Genomic DNA, 18,408 nt, shown 5'->3' with positions numbered 1-18,408 from the left:
ATGACGGGGCATCGGGATGATGCTGGATGATGCTGGGTGGTGCTGGGTGGTGAGAGAGCCTAGAGCTGCTGCGCCGAGCGACGACGGGCGATCACGAGCGCGAGGCCACCGACGAGGAGCAGAGCGGCGAGCGCCGCGTTCCCCCACGGCTCGGCACCGGTCTTGCTCAGACTGCCGTCCTGGCTGCCGCCGGCCGTACCCGAACCGGTCCCGCCGCCTGCACCGGGCTGGGTGCCCGGGTCGGTGCCGGGGTCGACCGCCGCAGCCTGCACGACGATGTCCTGCCAGCCGATGACGTTGCCGTCGGCGTCCTGGACGACGAGGCGGTGGGCACCGACCGGCGCGTCCTCAGGGACCGTGACCTGCACGTTGCCGTCCGCGTCGACCTGCACGAGGCCGTCGCTGACGAGGATCGGGTCGGAGTGCAACCAGACGCTGACCCAGGTGCCGGCGTACTCCTTGCCGACGTGGATCGTGGCGAGCTTGCCGATGATGAAGTCGGTGATCGCCTTGATGAGGTCCTTGAGCGCCTGGATGAGCGCGGACTCCGGTGCGGGCGTCGGCGGGGTGACCACCGGCGGCGTCGCGACCGTGAGCGGCACCGTCAGCGTCGTCCCCGACTCGAGTGCCGTGAGGCGCACCGTCGCCGCGCCGTCAGCGGTACCCGCCGGGACGGTGAAGGACACCGTCGCGGCCCCCGCGGTGACCGGGACCGTCCCGATCGGCGAGCCGTTGAGTTCGATCGTCAGCGAGGTGTTCACCGGGCTGCCGGTCGAGGTGAGGTCGAGCTTCGCGACGTCGAACGTGACCGTCTTCCCTGCGGCGACCGCTGCGGTCGGCGCGTTCGTGACCTGCACGCTCTGGCGGGCGAAGTCCGGGGCCACCGGGCTGTTCGCCGTCAGGTAGGCGATCCACGCGTCGCGGTCGACGAGACCGGAGTCGCGCGTGTCCGTGCCGTTCGCGAACTCTCGGAAGTTGTCGCCACCCTGCAGCAGGAAGCTGAAGGAGCCGATCCGGTAGCTCTTGCTCGGGTCGATCGGCGCACCGTTCACCGTGATGCTCGTGATCCGCTGTCCCTGGGCCTTCGTGGGGTCGAACGTGTACTGCACATTCGACGACAGTCCGAGCTGCAGGTACGGACGGGACGGCACGTTCCCGGCCGCGTCGAGCTGCCACTGCTGCTCGAGCACGGTCTTGAACTGTGCACCAGTGAGCGAGGTCGTCCACAGGTTGTTGAGGAACGGCAGCACGGCGTTCGCCTCGGCGTAGGTGATGTCGCCCGCGAGGATCTCCTCGCGCATGCCGCCCGGGTTGACGATGCCGATGTCGGCTCCGCCCCGGTCAGCGCTCGAGAGCGAGGCACGGAGCGAGTCGGCGACGAGCGCACCGAGCGTCGACTCGGCGCCGCGGTCGTCCTTCACCCCGTTGTTGAACGCGCGGGTGATGTCGGCCTTCGCCTCACCGATCTTCTGGTTGCCGATCTCGGCCGCGACCGCGAGGGCCTTGTCGGTGATCGTCTTGACCGTCGCGACCGCCGGGAACTGCTTGACCAGGTCGGCCTCGGCCACCGTGGTGCGTGCGACGTTCTTCGCCGTGTAGGCGGTGACGTCACCCGACGCGCGGTCGACGGTCAGCGTGATCTGACCGATGAACTCGCCGTAGCTGCCGGTCTGGAGCACCGGACGGGTCTTGCCGGTCACGCCGGGGATCGGAGCGTCCCACGCGTACTGCTTGTGCGTGTGGCCGGTGAAGATGGCGTCGACGTCCGCGCTCGTCGTGGTGACGATCTCGGTGAAGGCGCTCTGTTCCGCGAGCTCCTGCTCGAGGGTCGCGCCGTCCGGCGTGCCGGCTCCAGCACCCTCGTGGTACTCGGCGACGATGACGTCCGCCTCACCGTTGGACTCGTCGCCGTCGGTGAGCTGCGCCGCGACGCGGTTCACGGCCTCGACCGGGTCCCCGAAGTCGAGGTCGGCGATGCCGGCGGGCGACACGAGCGTCGGCGTCTCCTGCGTGATGGCGCCGACGACGGCGACCTTCACTCCGTCGATGTCGAGGATCGTGTACTCCTTGAGCGCCGGGTTCTTCGTTCCCTTCTTGTAGACGTTCGCCCCGAGGTACGGCCAGGCGGCGTTCTTCCCGTCGGCCATGACACGGTCGACGAGGTCGCCGTAGCCCTGGTCGAACTCGTGGTTGCCCACCGCGGAGGCCTTCAGGCCGAGCGCGTTGAGCACGTCGATCGTCGGCTGGTCCTGCTGCGACGACGAGGCGAAGAGCGAGGCGCCGATGTTGTCACCAGCGGAGATGAACGCCGTCTGGTCAGGCGCGAACATCGCCTTGAGCTGCTCGATCGTGCCCGCGAACTTCGTCGTGTTGGCGTCGATCCGACCGTGGAAGTCGTTGATGTTGAGCAGGTTGACGGTCGCGGACTCGCTCGCGTCGGCGCTGATGCCGACGATCACGGGATCGTGGTCGCTCGAGCGGAACATGTCCGGCACGGTGAAGTCGGTCACGTTCGCGTTGTAGCGGGAGTACTCGAGGGCGATCGACTCGACGGAGTTGATGTTCCACACGTCGGCGCCGGTGACGCTCTGGTCGGCTGCCGGCGACGCGAAGATGTGGTCGAGGGACCCGACCGCGCCTTCGTACGCGTAGGTGTACTCGCCGGTCTTGGCCTCCTGGCTGATGTAGCCGGCGTCGCGGAGCACGTCCAGCGGGTCCTCGGCGTCGTAGGAGTTGAAGTCACCGACGAGGAAGACCTTCTTCGTGCCGACGTCCTTCGAGACCGTGTCCGCGAAGGTCACGAGGGCCTTCGCCTGACGCGTGCGGTCGCCGGTGAAGGCGCCCTGACCGGTGTTGGCGTTGTCACCGGTGGCCGCTGCCGAGGTGCTCTTCGACTTGAAGTGGTTCGCGATCACGAGGAACGTCGCGGCGTCGTCCGCACCCTTGGGCTTGAACGCCTGCGCGTCGGGCTCACGGGCGTTGTCGAAGGCGGGCGAGTCGAGCAGGATGCGCGATTCACCGACGGTCTCGACGGTGGCGGACTTGTAGATGAAGGCCGTGCGGATGACGTCCTCGTCCGTGGGGACCTTCGCGGGCGACGGAACGAACGTCCAGGTGCCCTCGCCGGCATCGGCGTTGAGCGCCGCGGTCAGCGTCTTGAGGGCGTCGTCGCGGTCGAGCCCGATCGAGGCGGAGTTCTGGATCTCCTCGAGCGAGACGACGTCGGCGTCCAGGGCGTTGATCGCGGAGACGATCTTCGCCTGCTGACGGGCGAGGCTCTCGGCCGTCGCCGCACCTCGGACACCGCAGCCGGCGGCGTCGGAATTGTTCACCGTCGTCTTGCCGCCCTGACGGTCGGTGTAGAAGGTGCACCCGGTGCGGGAGTCGCCGGTGGTGGCGAAGTAGTTGAGGACGTTGAAGGTCGCGAGGGACACGTCGCCACCGACACCGCGAGGCGAGGAGGAGCGCGTGTTCTCGAACGTGGCCGGCTGCACGGTCGCCGTGTTGGCACCGGTCAGCTGCTGCGTGGGCTGGAACTTCCAGTTGCTGTTGCGGAAGTCGAAGACGACCGGAGCGGTGAAGTCGACGGCGGCACCGACCCGGACGGGCGCGGTGGTCGAGAGGTACGGCAGCGGGGTGCCGGTGTTCTCCGCCTTCGAGAAGTCGACGGTCGCGCCGTCGTCGAGGACGACCTTCTCCGCCGGGACCCGCGCCGCGGCTGCGAGAGCCTCAGCGGAACCGGGCTTGCCGAGGACCGTCGGCGTGACGAACGGCGTCGTCGATGCCGCGAGCGCGATCTCGCCGTAGCGGTTCGTGCTGTAGTTGTCGGTGACCGTGTAGTCGCCGGCGGGGGCGAGCAGCATGCCCTCGAGGCGTTCGCGCTCCTCGTCGGTCGCCGGGAAGGCGACACTCGCGGCGGTCGGTGCGGTGACGCCGGTGGCGTCGAGCGCCGTGACGGCGGCCGGGTCCGTGACCTTCAGCTGCGTCAGGCCGTAGTACTCGTCCACGACGCCGGTGACCTGCAGGTACTGGCCGACGGCGACGGAGCCGACGGTGGCCGGCGAGTAGACGAAGACACCGTCGGACGCGAGGTGCGTCGCGGGGTCGATCGCTCCACCGGTGCCCGCGGTCTGCAGGTAGTAGCCGTTGAAGCCGCCGGTCGGGAAGCTCGCGGTGACGAAGCCCGTGGTGGTGACGGTCTGGCCGACCATCGTGCTCGCGGCGCCGGTGCCCTGGATGGCGGCGATCGTCGCCGTGCCGGGCTCGACCGGCGTGGTCGGGTCGGTGGGTTCGGGGGTCGGCTCCGGGGTGGGCTCAGGGTCGACCGGGGTGTCGCCGGCGCTGTTCTGCGGCGTCACCGTGTCGCTGAGCGTGAAGTCGGCGGCGTTGCTGTCGGTGTCGGCGAAGGCGGTGCGCGCGATCGACTGCGGGACGCTGTTGCCCGACGGCGACGGGGACGCTGCCGTCTCGAAGGTGTTCGAGGTGCCGTAGCCGAGGAGGTCGACGATGGCCGGGTTGCCCGTGACCGAACCGGTCGGGAGCGTGACCGCCGCGGTCGAGGCGACGAGGGCGATCGTGCCGTTCTGTCCCTGGGGGCTGAGGGTGCTCGTGACGTCGGGGGTCGGCAGTGCGACGCCGTTGGCGCCGTTCGAGGAGCCGGAGACGAGGTAGTAGCCGCCTGCCGCGATGGAGCCGGTGAGTGGCACCACGGTGGACGAGGCGCCGACGCCGTCGAGCTTGCGGTACTGGATCGACCAGCCGCTGATGTCGACTGGCGCATCGCTCGGGTTGTAGAGCTCGACGAACTTGTTCAGGTAGGGCGCGTTCGCGCTCCCGCCCGAGAGGTAGGCCTCGTTGATGACGACGCCGAGGCCGTCGGTCGAGGCGACGGCGGGTGTCGCCACGAGGGGTGCGGCGACGAGCCCGGCAAGGGCGGCGAAGGCGGACAGCCTCCACGGGTGTTTGAACGACATGTGGCTCCGAATCGAGGGCCGTCCTCGTTCGGAGCGCGCGACAACGCACCCCCCATTCGAGGCACAGACGATGGGTAGTGCCTCACAAGCTAACCGACATGCGTGACGGAAGACCACCGCGAATGTGAACGGCACGTAAATCCGGGCCTGCTCATCTGAGCACGGGCTTCGCGCTGAAAGTGCGCGAAATCACTGATCAGCGAGGTATTGTGAACGGTCTCATCGGTTACTCCGACGAGCGCCAACCTTCAAGCTGTGGTTCAGAGCAGCTTGAGCATCCGGGTGTTACCGAGCGTATTCGGCTTGACCCGCGCGAGGTCGAGGAACTCCGCGACACCTTCGTCCGACGAGCGCACGAGCTGTGCGTAGACCTCGGGTGGGACGATCTCCTCGCCGATCTCCTGATAGCCGTGCCTCGTGAAGAAGCCGGTTTCGAAGGTCAGGCAGAACAAGCGACGCAGGCCGAGCTCGATCGCGTCGTGCTCGAGGCGCTCGACGAGCGCGTGGCCGACCCCGGTGCCGAGGTGGTCTGCGGAGACGGCGAGCGTGCGGACCTCACCGAGGTCCTCCCAGATGACGTGCAGCGCGCCGCAGCCGATGAGTTCGCCGTCGGGTGTCTCGGCGACGCGGAACTCCTGGACGGCTTCGTAGAACACGACGTCGTCCTTGCCGAGGAGGATGCGCTGCTGCACGAGTGGTTCGACGAGTGCCTGGATGCGTCGGACGTCGCTCGTGCGGGCCCGACGGACGACATACCCCTGCTGAGCCTGCTCGACCATCCCGCCTCCTCCTGTCAGAACCTCCGAGAAGTCTACTGACGCCAGCGCGGTGCGCTCGACCGAGCGCGGGTTGGTGGGCGCCAGCGCGGTGCGCTCGCGCGAGCGCTGCCGAAGCGGCGTGAGCGCTACCCAGCCGCGCGAGCGCGGGCCTCCAGAGGGGCGCGCTCGGTCCGGTGGATCGCGCTCACGTCAGCGCACCGCGCTGGCGCCGGACACCGAAGTGACCACACTGATCACGAGGGACGGGTCAGTGCCAGGACCTCGGGCCCGCGGTGCCGGCCGGGTAGGTGTCGATCGACACTTCGTCCTTGCGCCACGCTTTGAGGACCGGCGCGACGATCCGCCAGCACTGCTCGGCGACGTCACCGCGCACCGACAGGGTCGGGTCACCCTCGAGGATGCTCGACAGGACCTCGCCGTAGGCACTGAGCTGCCCCGCCTGGAGTTCCGCGTGGAGGGCGACCGGGTCCAGCTCGAAGGGGTCGTCCTCGCCGTTGATCATCAGGTCGAGGTCGAGCGAAGCCGGCTTCAGACCGATGCGGAGCCGCGCCGGGGTCTTCATGCCGTGCAGGCCGGACGGGAGGTGCGGCACCGGTTTGAAGGTGAAGACGATCTCCTGACGGGTGTCCGCCAGCGCCTTCCCGGACCGCAGCACGAACGGGACACCGGCCCAACGCCAGTTGTCGATCGCGAGCGTCATCTCGGCGAGCGTCTCCGTGTGGTGCGACGGGTCCACGCCCTGCTCGTCGATGTAGGCGGGCAGCTCGCGGTCCCCGATCGTCCCGGCGCCGTAGCGTGCACGCCGACTCTCCGTGCCGTTCGCCTTCCACGGGCGGGTCGCTCGCAGCACTTGGGCCATACCGCCGCGCAGATCCTCGGCGTCGACGCTCGCCGGTGGCTCCATGGCCGCGAACGCGAGGACGAGGAGCAGGTGACTCTGGATCATGTCGATCAGGGCGCCCGCGCGGTCGTAGTATCCGGCACGACCCTCGAGCGCCAACTGCTCGTCGAAGACGATGTCGACGCGTTCGACGTTGTCGGCCGAGAGCAGCGGTTCGAAGATGCGGTTCGCGAAGCGGAGGCCGAGCAGGTTGAGGACCGTCGACTTGCCGAGGAAATGGTCGACGCGGAACACCTGCTCCTCCGGCACCAGGTGCTGGAGCAGGCGGTTGAGCGAACGGGCGGAGGCGTAGTCGGTGCCGAACGGCTTCTCGAGGGCGAGCATGATGCCCTTGGGGAGCTCCAGCTTCCGCAGCGCTTTGCACGCGAGCAGGGTGATGGCGGGCGGCAGGGCGAAGTAGAGGGCGACGTTCGGTCCGGCTGCCGCGAGGACGCGTTCGAGCGACGCCGGATCCGAGACGTCGGCCTGCACGTAGGTGGTCTCGGCGACGATCGTCTCGGCGAGCTTCGACGGGGCGTCGGAGAACGCGGTCTCGACGCGCTTCCGCCAGGCCTCGTCGCTCGACTCGGAGCGGTCGACCCCGATGAGGCGCACCGCCTCGCCACGCGGGGAGGCGAGGAGCGACGCGAGTCCCGGCAACAGGAGTCGGGCTGTGAGATCGCCCCCGGCACCGAGGATCACGAGGGTTCGAGGGGCGGACGATTCCGAGGTGGCGGCGGTCATGCGGCGATCCTACGCGGTGCGCCGACGAGGTCGCGCGGCCTTGCGCCCTCTCGAGGTCCACCCCACGCGGTCCAGCGCGGTGCGCTGACGCGAGCGCGAGGGTGTGGGCGTCAGCGCGGTACGCTGACGCGAGTGACGCGGTATCGGCCTCACCGCGGTCCAGGGACGTGGGCGCGCGCCTCCGGAGACCCGCGCTCACGCGCTGGACCCGCGCTCACGTCAGCGCACCGCGCTGGCGACCGACCAACGCAGACTCGGGCGCGCAGGCAGTACTGTGAGCGCATGCGACTCGGAGTCCTCGACGTGGGATCGAACACCGTCCACCTGCTCATCGTCGACGCCCACCCGGGAGCACGGCCGATCCCCCAGTCGTCGCACAAGTCGGTGCTGCGACTCATGCGATACCTCACGCCGGATGGATCGATCAGCGATGAGGGCGTCACGGTCATCCTCGAGTCGATCGGTGCAGCGGCAGCGATCGCCCGCGAGAGCGGCCTCGACGAGCTCCTTTCGATGGCGACCTCGGCCATCCGTGAGGCGACCAACGGGGCGGAGGTCCTCGCCCTCGTCGAGGAGCGGACCGGCATCGCCCTGCAGGTCCTGTCCGGTGACGACGAGGCGAAGCTCACCTTCCTCGCCGTCCGCCGCTGGTACGGCTGGTCGGCCGGCGAGATGCTCCTCCTCGACATCGGTGGCGGCTCACTCGAGATCGCGGCCGGCGGCGACGAGTACCCCGATGTCGCGATCTCCCTCCCGCTCGGCGCCGGACGCTCCACCGTCGGCTTCCTCCACGACGACCCACCGACCGCCGCACAGCAGGAGGCACTCCGCCTGCACGCCCGCGAGGTGCTCACCGCGGCGCTCCCCGCGTTCGCCGAGGAGCCCGACGCACACCACGTCGTCGGGTCGTCCAAGACCATCCGCTCCCTCGCACGCCTCGCAGGATCGGTGGCCGACGGCATCGGTGGCACCGAACGGTCGCTGCTCCGGCGCAGCCAGCTCGACGACTGGATCCCGCGCCTCGCCCGCATTCCGGCTGACGCGCGACCCGCGCTCCCCGGGATCACCGCCGACCGGACCTTCCAGATCGTCGCCGGCGGCATCGTCCTGTCCGAGGCGATGGCCGCCTTCCGCGTCCGCGAGCTCGACGTCTCCCCCTGGGCGCTCCGCGAGGGCATCATCCTTCGCTACCTCGACCGCCTCGGCTGACCGCCGCCGTTCGCTCGCCCAGGTTTGGGCGATCCAATGCTCGCGCGCCCGAAGATGGGCGAACGAACACCCCGGCACGACGAAGGCCCCCACTCCGCGGAGTGGGGGCCTTCGGTGACTCGGGACTATTCGCCGGTGATCGCGAGATCCGGCGTGGCCGAACCCGTACCGAGCGACGCCTGCGCGTTGACGCCGGCACCGACCGACTCACCGCGAGCAGAGGTCGTGAAGGCGAACGCACCGTTCACGAAGTCGACGTGCACGTGGTCGCCGGCGTTGAGCTCGCCGTGGAGGATCTGCTCGCTGAGCTGATCCTCGACCTCGCGCTGCATCGCACGACGCAGCGGACGAGCACCCAGGGTCGGGTCGAAGCCGACCTCGATGAGGCGCTCCTTCGCCGGCAGCGTGAGCTCGATCGTCATGTCGCGGTCGAGCAGACGCTCCGAGAGACGCTTCGTGAACAGGTCCACGATCTGCAGGAGTTCCGGCTTCGACAGCTGCGGGAACACGATGATGTCGTCGACACGGTTCAGGAACTCGGGCTTGAAGTGCTTCTTCAGCTCCTCGTTCACCTTGCCGCGCATGATGTCGTACCCGGTCGAGGCGTTGCCCTCGATCTGGAAGCCGACCGGACCACCGGCGATGTCACGAGCACCGAGGTTGGTGGTCATGATGATGACGGTGTTCTTGAAGTCGACGACGCGACCCTGACCATCCGTCAACCGGCCCTCTTCCAGGATCTGGAGGAGCGAGTTGAAGATGTCGGGGTGGGCCTTCTCGATCTCGTCGAAGAGCACGACGCTGAACGGCTTGCGGCGCACCTTCTCAGTGAGCTGGCCACCCTCTTCGAAGCCGACGAACCCGGGAGGAGCACCGAACAGTCGCGAGACCGTGTGCTTCTCGCCGTACTCCGACATGTCGAGGGAGATCAACGCGCCTTCGTCGTCGAACAGGAACTCGGCGAGCGCCTTCGCGAGCTCGGTCTTACCGACACCCGTGGGGCCGGCGAAGATGAACGAGCCCGAGGGACGCTTCGGGTCCTTGAGGCCGGCACGCGTGCGACGGATGGTCTTGGAGAGCGCCGAGATGGCCTCCTCCTGACCGATGACCCGCTGGTGCAGCGCCTTCTCCATGAAGACGAGTCGCGAGGACTCCTCCTCCGTGAGCTTGAAGACGGGGATGCCGGTCGCCTGGGCGAGGACCTCGGCGATCAGACCCTCGTCGACCTCGGCGGTCGTCTTGACGTCGCCCGAGCGCCACTGCTTCTCGAGGCGCAGACGCTCGCCGAGGAGGTTCTTCTCCTCGTCGCGGAGGGACGCCGCCTTCTCGAAGTCCTGCTCCTCGATGGCCGTCTCCTTGGCCTCGCGGACGCCGGCGATCTTGTCGTCGAACTCGCGCAGCTCCGGCGGGCTCGAGAGGATCGACAGACGCAGGCGTGCGCCGGCCTCGTCGATCAGGTCGATGGCCTTGTCGGGCAGGAAGCGGTCGGAGATGTAGCGGTCGGCGAGGTTCGCCGCCGAGACGAGCGCGCCGTCGGTGATGGACACCTTGTGGTGTGCCTCGTACCGGTCGCGCAGCCCCTTGAGGATGTTGATCGTGTGGGGCAGCGACGGCTCCATGACCTGGATCGGCTGGAAGCGACGCTCGAGTGCGGCGTCCTTCTCGAAGTGCTTGCGGTACTCGTCGAGCGTGGTGGCACCGATGGTCTGGAGCTCACCGCGGGCGAGCAGCGGCTTGAGGATGGAGGCCGCGTCGATCGCGCCTTCGGCGGCACCGGCACCCACGAGGGTGTGGATCTCGTCGATGAAGACGATGATGTCGCCGCGGGTGCGGATCTCCTTGGTGACCTTCTTCAGGCGCTCCTCGAAGTCACCGCGGTAGCGGCTACCGGCGATGAGCGAGCCGAGGTCGAGCGAGTACAGCTGCTTGTCCTTCAGCGTCTCCGGGACATCACCCTTGACGATCGCCTGGGCGAGGCCCTCGACGACGGCGGTCTTGCCGACGCCGGGCTCACCGATGAGGACCGGGTTGTTCTTCGAGCGACGGGAGAGGATCTGCATGACCCGCTCCATCTCCTTGTCGCGACCGATGACCGGGTCGAGCTTGTTGTCGCGCGCGGCCTGCGTGAGGTTGCGGCCGAACTGGTCGAGGATCTGCGACCCGCCCTGTGCCTGCTGCTCACTCTGGTTGCCGCCGACCGGGGCTGCTTCCTTGCCCTGGTAGCCGGACAGCAGCTGGATGACCTGCTGGCGCACACGGTTGAGGTCGGCGCCGAGCTTCACGAGGACCTGGGCTGCGACGCCCTCGCCCTCGCGGATGAGGCCGAGCAGGATGTGCTCCGTGCCGATGTAGTTGTGGCCGAGCTGCAGCGCTTCGCGCAGGCTCAGCTCCAGCACCTTCTTGGCGCGCGGCGTGAACGGGATGTGTCCCGTCGGCTGCTGCTGGCCGGTGCCGATGATGTCGGTGACCTGCTCGCGCACGGCATCGAGGGAGATCCCGAGGGACTCGAGCGCCTTGGCGGCGACTCCTTCTCCCTCGTGGATGAGGCCGAGCAGGATGTGCTCGGTCCCGATGTAGTTGTGGTTGAGCATCTTGGCCTCTTCCTGGGCCAGGACGACGACACGACGCGCACGGTCGGTGAATCTCTCGAACATGATCACTCTCCTCCGGCACCGGGCAGGGTGGTGATGCCGTTAGTAGGAGCGTAACGACCGCCGCAGCTCTCTTCGCCCCTGTTCGCCGTGGGCGTGATGCGCGGCTGCCGGGAACGCCGCAGCGCACGTGCACCGGGCACGTGCGCTGCGGGTGTCGGCTGATCGCGGCCCGGTCAGACCGGGAACCGGACGGTCGCCGCGAGGGCGCCCCCGCCGGGGACGTCGTCGGCGCGGACGGCGAGGATCCGGGCGTCGGAGAGCAGCGCCCGGCGGAGGATCTCGTCGATCACGCCGTAGTTCGTCGCGTCGGCGTCGGCGGCGAGGGTGACGACACCGGTGGTCTCGTCGACCGTGCCCGGCAGGTTGCTGTCGATGTCGACGAACAGGGTGTCGACCGCGTTCGCCGTCGCGGCGCGTGCCACGTCGCCGAGGTCGGTCACGGCGCGACCGTTCGACGCGCGGGTGCCGAACTCCTCGCACAGCGTGTGCAGTTCGGCGGCGTACAGCTCGTCGAGGATCGGGCGGGCTGCTGCGGCGAGCTGCTCGTCCGAGCGCTCCTGCTGGTTGCCCTCGATCTCGGGCTTCACGAGGTGCTTGTAACTCGAGACGGCCCGGAAGATCCCCGTCATCGGTTCGGCGCCCGCGAGGATGAGCGGCTCCTTCGAGCCGGCGAGCACGGGCGTCAACGCCTTGTTGATCGCCTGCGCGTACTCCTGCATCCGGACCTTCTGTCCCTCGGAGCCCTGGATGCGTCCCTGGGGGCTGCGACCGTCGGAACCGCGGCCCCGGATCGAGTCGACACCGGCGGCCGCGGCCACGTCGGCGGGGACATCCTCGAGTTCGATGCTCGTGGCCGGCAGATCACGTGAGACGGCGACGAGCCGGACCCCGCTCTGCGCGAGCGCCAGGACGTAGGCCGACTGCGGGAAGGTGAGGGCCCGCATCAGCGGCTTGATGTAGAACCGGTCCGAGACCTCCGCGCAGGAATGGAGGATGTTCGGGACGCGGAAGTAGCGCGTGAGACCGGGGCTGATGTACAGCGCGAGGCTCGACGACAGGTAGCGGAGGAAGTCCGGATCCTCCTGGAGGTCGTCGACCGTCTTCGTGAACGCGGCGATCGCCGCCCGATCCGCTCCCGCGGCCGTCAACTGCTCGACCGCCACCTTCACCTGGTTCTTGAGGTCCAAGCGGATATGGCTCGTATCCGAAGGGTTGGTGCTGGTCTCGAGGATGATCGACACGCTGCCCGGCTCGCGAGCGGTGGCGAGCTCGACGATGTCGGAGCGGGTCGGAATATCGGTGTGGTGCACTGATGCCTCCTTCGATCGCGTCAGGCGAAGGGTCGACCGGGAGCAGGCGACGCCGTCGTGGGCCTGACTTGCCCCCAGTATAGGGAGCGTCCACCCCTTGATCCGGGGTCGATTCTGCGGACATTCGGAGCCGGGTCGGGCCGCGGGCATGGGGCCCGCGGCCCGACGTGGACGCTCATCCGTCGGTCGGAACCGGACCGTCTGTCAGCTGGTTCGCTGCGGCGGACCGTCTCGCTCGCCGCACGGCCACGGCGAGCAGCCCGGCGACGACGAGGAGGCCTGCTGCGAGGAGCGCACCGGTCGTGAGTCCGGCACCGGTGACGGCCAGCGGGCTTGAGGCATCCGGGCTCGCGGCGCCCTCCGGCAGGACGGGTGTCACGCCCGGCCCCGGGTCCGGCCCCGGCCCGGGGCCGGTCGAGATGAGACCGCCGTTCCAACGGAGGTCCTCGCCGTCCGTCCCGCTCGGTGACGGATCGACGATCGCGATGTCGGGCATGGCCCACGCCGCCGGTTCGATCGCCGAGTTCCGGAGGTCATCCTCGCCTGCCCGCATAGCGGTGGCGTCCGCCGCGAGCCCCTCGGGAAGGCGGACATCGATCCGGTAACCACCGGAGACCAGCGCATCGAACCGGTACCGTCCATCGGCATCGGACGTCGCCGTCCGCGACACCGGCGCTCCACGCTTGTCCGTGCCCGTCAGCTCGAGGAGGACGCCCTCGACGCCGGGCCCACGCCCGCCGTCGGGCCCGTCGTCGTCGAGCCCGTCGGCGTCGAGGTCCCACCAGAGGCGCTCGCCGATCGTCGTGCTCACGAGCTGCGCGGCGACCTGAGGCGACTGGGCGCCGAGCGCCTGCGTGGCAGAGTGCACGACGGCGTCGTTCACGTACCGCGAACCGACCGCGGCTGCGGTCGTCGTCAGCGCATAGTCGACGACGACGGGGGCGAATGGCGCGAGCTCGGCGACGGTCGCCTCGATCGCGGTCGCTTCGCCGATCGACCCAGGGCATCCGTCGGCGCCGAACTCCGTCTCAGCGCACCACCGCGCGCCCTCGGGCAGCAGCCCGAAGCCGTCGTCGACGTCCGGGTCGACGTTGGCTGCGACGTCGGCGCCCGGTGCCGCGGTGTAGCGGAGCACCGCACCGTCCGAGCCGGGCGTGGCAGCCAGGACACCCTGCTCGGTCGAGCCACGGTCGTCACCGGGATACGGCAGGACGTCGATCACCCGCACCTCGCGCTGTACGGCGCCGGCGGTCATGTTGGCGAACACGACGTCGTAGTCGACCGCGTCTCCCGCTTCGACGACGGGACGCGCGACGTGCTTGTCGATCTGCAGCCCGGTGGGGCTGGAGACGACCATCGACTGCCAGGAGTAGTGGGCGTCGAGCCGCCCGGCGTCCTCCGGGAAGTCCGACAGCGAGCCGGGGTCGTCGGGACTCGCGACGATCGCGCGGTTGAGGAACTGGCCCGCCACGAAGCGATCCGAGACCGCGGTGTAGGTGATCACCGGCTCCGCCCCCTGTCTGATCCGCCCGAGGTCCCAGGTGAGGAGCGTGCTCCCGTCGGCCTGTACCACCGCCGTCGTCGCGGCTGGTGTCGCCGAAGCGTGGTCGAAGACGAACCCCGCCGGAAGCGAGTCGGTGACGGTCACGCCTGCGGCCCGGTCGGCGACGCCGTCCGGCGTGATGATCTCCGGGCGCACCTCGAACGTGATCGGTGAGCCGGCCGCGATGGGGGCAGGTGCGCCGGGGGCGACCGGGGGCGAGGTCGCACGCTTGTTCAGGGCGACGGCGGCGTTCGCGGCCACCAGCTGATCGCCGCGCGGGTACTGGGCGTTGTCGTCGGTGGCGCGATACCGGCCGTGCCACCAGCCGTCCTCGACCCAGGAACTCGGCGACTCACGATCCTCCCCGTTGCCGGAGGACTTCACGCTGTAGGTCTCGGTGAGCCAGGTGCCCACCTCGAGGCCCTCCACCGCCTGCAGCTGCACCCACAGGGTGACGCCGGTGCGAGGAGGAAGTTCGCCGTCGGCCGGGCGGAGACGGACCTTGGTGATGTCGTCGGTGTCGACGAGCGACGGGTCGGAGACCCAGGTGTCGTCGGTGTCGTCGCAGGTCGTCGCATCCATCTGCGACTGCCGGGTCTCGGCGTCGGCCGCGGCGTCGACACTCGGCGTCGTGCCGTATTCGACGATCACGGGTCCACCGGTGGTCCGGGACTCCGCCGGTGCGCCGCCGCCGGGACGCTCGCCGACGCGCTGCGTGACCGGGTCGAACACCGCGCAGAGGACCGCTCCCGTGAGCGGGCCCGTCGTGGTGTTGTTCCAGGCCACGGTCTGCTCGAAGCGCTGGCCGCCGGCGACGGGACCATCGCCGGAACCGGCCGTGCTCTGCCCGGGCACCAGTCGGTTGTCCGTCCGGCGGTCCACGTAGCGCGTGGTGTGCTCGCCGCCACCGGTGCGGTGCGCGATCGTCGCGGTTGCGGCGTTGTCGGTCAGCGGTTCGGGGGCGTTCTCGAGGAGCGTCCCATCGGCGGCGACACCGGTGACGTCGAGTTCGGTGAGGTCCAGCCGAACCGGCAGGGAACCGTTCGACGGCACCGCGGACTCCGGCACGAACACGCCGAACCGACCGATCGCGAGGAAGCCCTGCGCGGTGATCGCGGCGCCCGAGGCGGACCGGGTCGGGATGTGGTCGCCACTCAGGTCGGCACCGCTGATCGTGACGAGGGCGGAACGGCCGTCGGGTTCGAGTTCGCAGGACCAGGTCCCGGAGTCCGTGACCCCGTCGGCGCCCCCGCCGCTCGCTTTCGGGAAGACCGCGGCGTCGAAGCCACCGACGAGGCAGCGGTGCGGCACCGGTTGGCTCTCAGGGTTGACGGTGGCCAGCTGCGCTCCTGCGGGGTATCCGCTCAGGTCGATCCGGAAGGTCACGTCCGCCACCACGTTGCCGGACCCACGGGCGCCGCGTCCTTCGTCGGTGCCGAAACCGGTGACCGAGAGGGAGGCGTCGTGCGCCACGTACCAGCCACGGGTGCCGTCGCGCTCGGTGACACCGGCGACGATCGGGCCGCGCTTCACACCGAGGTTCACCCGAGGACCGCTGCTGACGACCAGATCGGGTGCGGTCGTCGTCGCGCGGACCTCCGAGCCGTCGGACGGGTCCACGGCGAGGATCTCGATCCCGTCCTGCGGTGAGGTGACGACCGTTCCGTTCGGCGGGGACGAGGTGAGCACGGCGGTGAGGTCGATCGCGCTCACCGAGTTCGGCAGGACGTCGGTGCGCACGCAGTCGACGATGGAGCGGTCGTCGCTGACGGCCGAACCCGCGGCGCAGTACCCCGGTAGCTGGGCGACCGTGGGCCACTGCAGTCCCTTGGGCAGGCGCTGACGGACGACGACCCGGTCGTCCCCTGCGGGCCCGCGCAGCTGCACCTCGATCGTGTAGGTGACGGCGTCGTGGGAGCGCAACACCGCGTCATCGGGTGAGGTGTCGAGCCCCGGCCCAGGCTCGGTGTCGAACGGGACGCTGCCGGTCGTGGTGCGCTGCAGGGTGGTGTTGAGCCCGAGCGCCTGGGTCGACGCGTCGGCGACGGTCGAGACGGTGTCGAGCGCCGAGGCGGCTGTCGGCACCGCCCCCGGCAGCAGCGCGCCACCGGTCACGGCGGCGATGGACAGGGCGCCGAGCGCCCTGCGGAAAAGGGTGGTGTTCACGTGGTTCCGACCTTCTTGTGGAGAGGGGGGCGGTGACACGATACACAAATTGGTCGACTGATATGTGGGATATCGTTCATCTCGAACGATGAAGGACAGCTGTCGCTCGTTCAGGCTCCGACGCGGCGACGGAGGACCCTCATTGCAATGCGGACGTTAGCCGGGCGAGGTTGTCGAGCACGGTCGACCGCAACGGCTGCTTCAGCCACTCCGCGAGCGTCAGTTCCTTGCTGATCTCGCGGTACCCGTCCTCGACGCCGCGCATCTCCTGGACGAACTCGCGCCCACGGACCATGAGCGACACCTCCAGGTTGAGACCGAAGGAACGCATGTCCATGTTGCTGGACCCGATCACGGCCACGTCGTCGTCGATCGTGAAGTGCTTCGCGTGGAGGATGTACGGCGCCGGGTACTGGAAGATCCGGACGCCCGCTCGCAGCAGCGCCTCGTAATAGGAGCGCTGCGCGTGCCAGACCATCGCCTGGTCACCGATCTCCGAGACGAACAGGTCGACCGGCACACCACGCTGGACCGCGGTCGTGACCGCCGCGAGCAGCGACTCGTCGGGCACGAAGTACGGACTCGTGATGACGATGCGCCGCTGCGCCGCGTAGATGAGCGTGAGGAAGAGCTTGAGGTTGTTGTCGCCGTCGAACCCAGGCCCGCTCGGCACGACCTGCAGTTCGAGGTCTCCCACCGGTCGGGCCTCGAGCAGGCCGACCTCGTGGGAGAGCACGTCGCCCGTCTCGCTGTACCAGTCGCTCAGGAAGATCGTGTTGATCCCAGCGACCCCGGGGCCCTCCACCCGCGTCATGAGCTCCTGCCACTGGAGACCCCGCTTGATGTTGCCCGGCTTGTTGTAGCTCCGGTCGATCATGTTCTGCGAGCCCATGAACGCGACCGCGCCGTCGACGATCACCATCTTGCGGTGGTTCCGGAGGTCGGGACGCTGGAACTTGCCCTTGAACGGTTGGAGCGGCAGCATGAGCGCCCACTGGGCCCCCATCGAGGTGAGGCGCTGCAATGTGTGCTTGTAGTCGGGGGTCCGCCAGCTCGCGAAGTGGTCGAGCAGGACCCGGACCGTGACGCCGCGGTCCACGGCACGCTCGAGCGCGTCGAAGAACGGCTTCGTGGTGCGGTCACAGGTGAGGATGTAGAACTCGACGTGCACGAACTGCTCGGCGCGATCGACCTCGTCGGCCATGGCGTGGATCGAAGCCTCGTAGTCGCCGATGAGACTCGCGATGTTCCCACCCTGCAGTGGCATCGACCCGAGGTTGCGGTTGAGGGTCACGACCGACCGGAACCAGGCGGGCGCGTTCGACGTCAGGTTCGCCTTGACGAGGTCGCGAGTGGTCTGGCGGATGTAGACGTTGATGTCGTACTGCTTCCTCCGCCGTACCCGAGGGAGTTTCGGGTTGCCGATGAGGAGGAACGCGAGGACGCCGACGTACGGGATGAGGAAGATCGCGAGGAGCCAGGCCATCCCCGCGGTGGGGCGCCGGTTGCGCGGGACCACGATCACCGCGATGACACGGATGATGAAGTCCAGGACGAGGGCCGTGATGCCCAGCCAGTTCCAGGAGAACTCGATCGTCATGTCGCCCATCCGCTCAGGTGCCGAGGCTCCAGCCTACTGACCGCTTCGGACAGCGGGGCGGAGACACCGCGACGGGATGTGGACGGGTCAGACCTCGCGAGGACCGGTGGGATCCACCGGCGGGAGACCGAGCTTCGCGCGCTGCTCCGCTTCGACCTGCGCGTACGCCTTGCGCTCGTTGCGGTCGGACCGCAGGATGGCGCGCATGACGACCCAGAAGATGATGCCGACGACCACGGTGGGCAGCAGCGACCAGAGCGCGTTGAGCCAGTAGTCTTCGATCACCCGTCAATCGTACCGCCCTTCGACAGGCGCAGGGACCGGAACGAAGTGCCTGTGCGGTTCCTGAGCCTGTCGAAGCGCAGGGACGACGGGGTCAGGACCCTCCGGCGAGCGCGCCCCACAGACCGCTGACGACGAGGTACAGGCCGATCCCGCCGACCACGATCCAGATCGTGATGCGCGCCGTCGTCGGCCCCTGCTTCTTCGGGTCCTGGTGGTCGCCGGGGTCCATCATGCTCATCGTCGCGCCTGACTGTCGGTGGTCGTG

The 18,408-nt window shown here is 69.1% G+C and carries 10 protein-coding genes; 1 reads left to right on the top strand and 9 read right to left on the bottom strand.

The features are described from left to right. Window positions 1-59 precede the first annotated feature (59 nt). The 3 genes from B9Y95_RS00150 to B9Y95_RS00140 form a co-directional block, all read right to left on the bottom strand. Window positions 60-4,973 (bottom strand): ExeM/NucH family extracellular endonuclease, encoded by a 4,914-nt coding sequence (locus B9Y95_RS00150; RefSeq protein ID WP_085510171.1) that lies wholly within the window; start codon window positions 4,971-4,973, stop codon window positions 60-62. A gap of 260 nt (window positions 4,974-5,233) precedes the next feature. Then, window positions 5,234-5,752: an amino-acid N-acetyltransferase gene (locus B9Y95_RS00145; protein WP_064294321.1), complete on the bottom strand. Its 519-nt coding sequence runs from the start codon at window positions 5,750-5,752 to the stop codon at window positions 5,234-5,236. Between the two features lie 247 nt (window positions 5,753-5,999). Beyond that, the gene (locus B9Y95_RS00140) at window positions 6,000-7,376 is read right to left on the bottom strand and encodes a glucose-6-phosphate dehydrogenase (protein WP_085510170.1); all 1,377 of its coding nucleotides are present in this window, start codon (window positions 7,374-7,376) and stop codon (window positions 6,000-6,002) included. Between the two features lie 282 nt (window positions 7,377-7,658). Here B9Y95_RS00140 and B9Y95_RS00135 point away from each other — a divergent pair, with 282 nt between their 5' ends. Continuing rightward, window positions 7,659-8,585: a Ppx/GppA phosphatase family protein gene (locus B9Y95_RS00135; RefSeq protein WP_085510169.1), complete on the top strand. Its 927-nt coding sequence runs from the start codon at window positions 7,659-7,661 to the stop codon at window positions 8,583-8,585. A gap of 125 nt (window positions 8,586-8,710) precedes the next feature. Here the strand turns inward: B9Y95_RS00135 and B9Y95_RS00130 are convergent, their stop codons facing one another. The 6 genes from B9Y95_RS00130 to B9Y95_RS20590 form a co-directional block, all read right to left on the bottom strand. Continuing rightward, window positions 8,711-11,239, bottom strand: coding sequence for an ATP-dependent Clp protease ATP-binding subunit (locus B9Y95_RS00130; RefSeq protein ID WP_064294324.1), 2,529 nt, complete (start codon window positions 11,237-11,239; stop codon window positions 8,711-8,713). Window positions 11,240-11,412: 173 nt separating this feature from the next. Beyond that, window positions 11,413-12,549, bottom strand: coding sequence for a baeRF11 domain-containing protein (locus B9Y95_RS00125; protein WP_085510168.1), 1,137 nt, complete (start codon window positions 12,547-12,549; stop codon window positions 11,413-11,415). Between the two features lie 175 nt (window positions 12,550-12,724). After that, window positions 12,725-16,258 carry an SdrD B-like domain-containing protein gene (locus B9Y95_RS00120; RefSeq protein WP_085510167.1) on the bottom strand — a complete coding sequence of 1,178 codons (3,534 nt, stop codon included), beginning with the start codon at window positions 16,256-16,258 and terminating at the stop codon, window positions 12,725-12,727. A gap of 139 nt (window positions 16,259-16,397) precedes the next feature. Continuing rightward, window positions 16,398-17,867: a cardiolipin synthase gene (gene cls / locus B9Y95_RS00115; RefSeq protein WP_123539686.1), complete on the bottom strand. Its 1,470-nt coding sequence runs from the start codon at window positions 17,865-17,867 to the stop codon at window positions 16,398-16,400. A 78-nt stretch (window positions 17,868-17,945) separates the two neighbouring features. Further along, window positions 17,946-18,143 carry a hypothetical protein gene (locus tag B9Y95_RS00110; protein ID WP_327083076.1) on the bottom strand — a complete coding sequence of 66 codons (198 nt, stop codon included), beginning with the start codon at window positions 18,141-18,143 and terminating at the stop codon, window positions 17,946-17,948. A gap of 91 nt (window positions 18,144-18,234) precedes the next feature. After that, window positions 18,235-18,381 (bottom strand): hypothetical protein, encoded by a 147-nt coding sequence (locus tag B9Y95_RS20590; protein WP_153303387.1) that lies wholly within the window; start codon window positions 18,379-18,381, stop codon window positions 18,235-18,237. Window positions 18,382-18,408 lie beyond the last annotated feature (27 nt).

This window comes from Plantibacter flavus (genome assembly GCF_900177615.1).
GTDB lineage: Bacteria > Actinomycetota > Actinomycetes > Actinomycetales > Microbacteriaceae > Plantibacter > Plantibacter flavus.
The sequence above is the reverse complement of the archived record's forward strand: the minus strand, read 5'-3'. Positions and strand labels throughout refer to the sequence as shown.

What these genes read in the sequence shown, in the direction of transcription:
- B9Y95_RS00150 (WP_085510171.1), bottom strand. Translation starts at nt 4,973, where the DNA reads ATGTCGTTCAAACACCCGTGGAGGCTGTCCGCCTTCGCCGCCCTTGCC.
- B9Y95_RS00145 (WP_064294321.1), bottom strand. Translation starts at nt 5,752, where the DNA reads ATGGTCGAGCAGGCTCAGCAGGGGTATGTCGTCCGTCGGGCCCGCACG.
- B9Y95_RS00140 (WP_085510170.1), bottom strand. Translation starts at nt 7,376, where the DNA reads ATGACCGCCGCCACCTCGGAATCGTCCGCCCCTCGAACCCTCGTGATC.
- B9Y95_RS00135 (WP_085510169.1), top strand. Translation starts at nt 7,659, where the DNA reads ATGCGACTCGGAGTCCTCGACGTGGGATCGAACACCGTCCACCTGCTC.
- B9Y95_RS00130 (WP_064294324.1), bottom strand. Translation starts at nt 11,239, where the DNA reads ATGTTCGAGAGATTCACCGACCGTGCGCGTCGTGTCGTCGTCCTGGCC.
- cls (WP_123539686.1), bottom strand. Translation starts at nt 17,867, where the DNA reads ATGGGCGACATGACGATCGAGTTCTCCTGGAACTGGCTGGGCATCACG.
- B9Y95_RS20590 (WP_153303387.1), bottom strand. Translation starts at nt 18,381, where the DNA reads ATGAGCATGATGGACCCCGGCGACCACCAGGACCCGAAGAAGCAGGGG.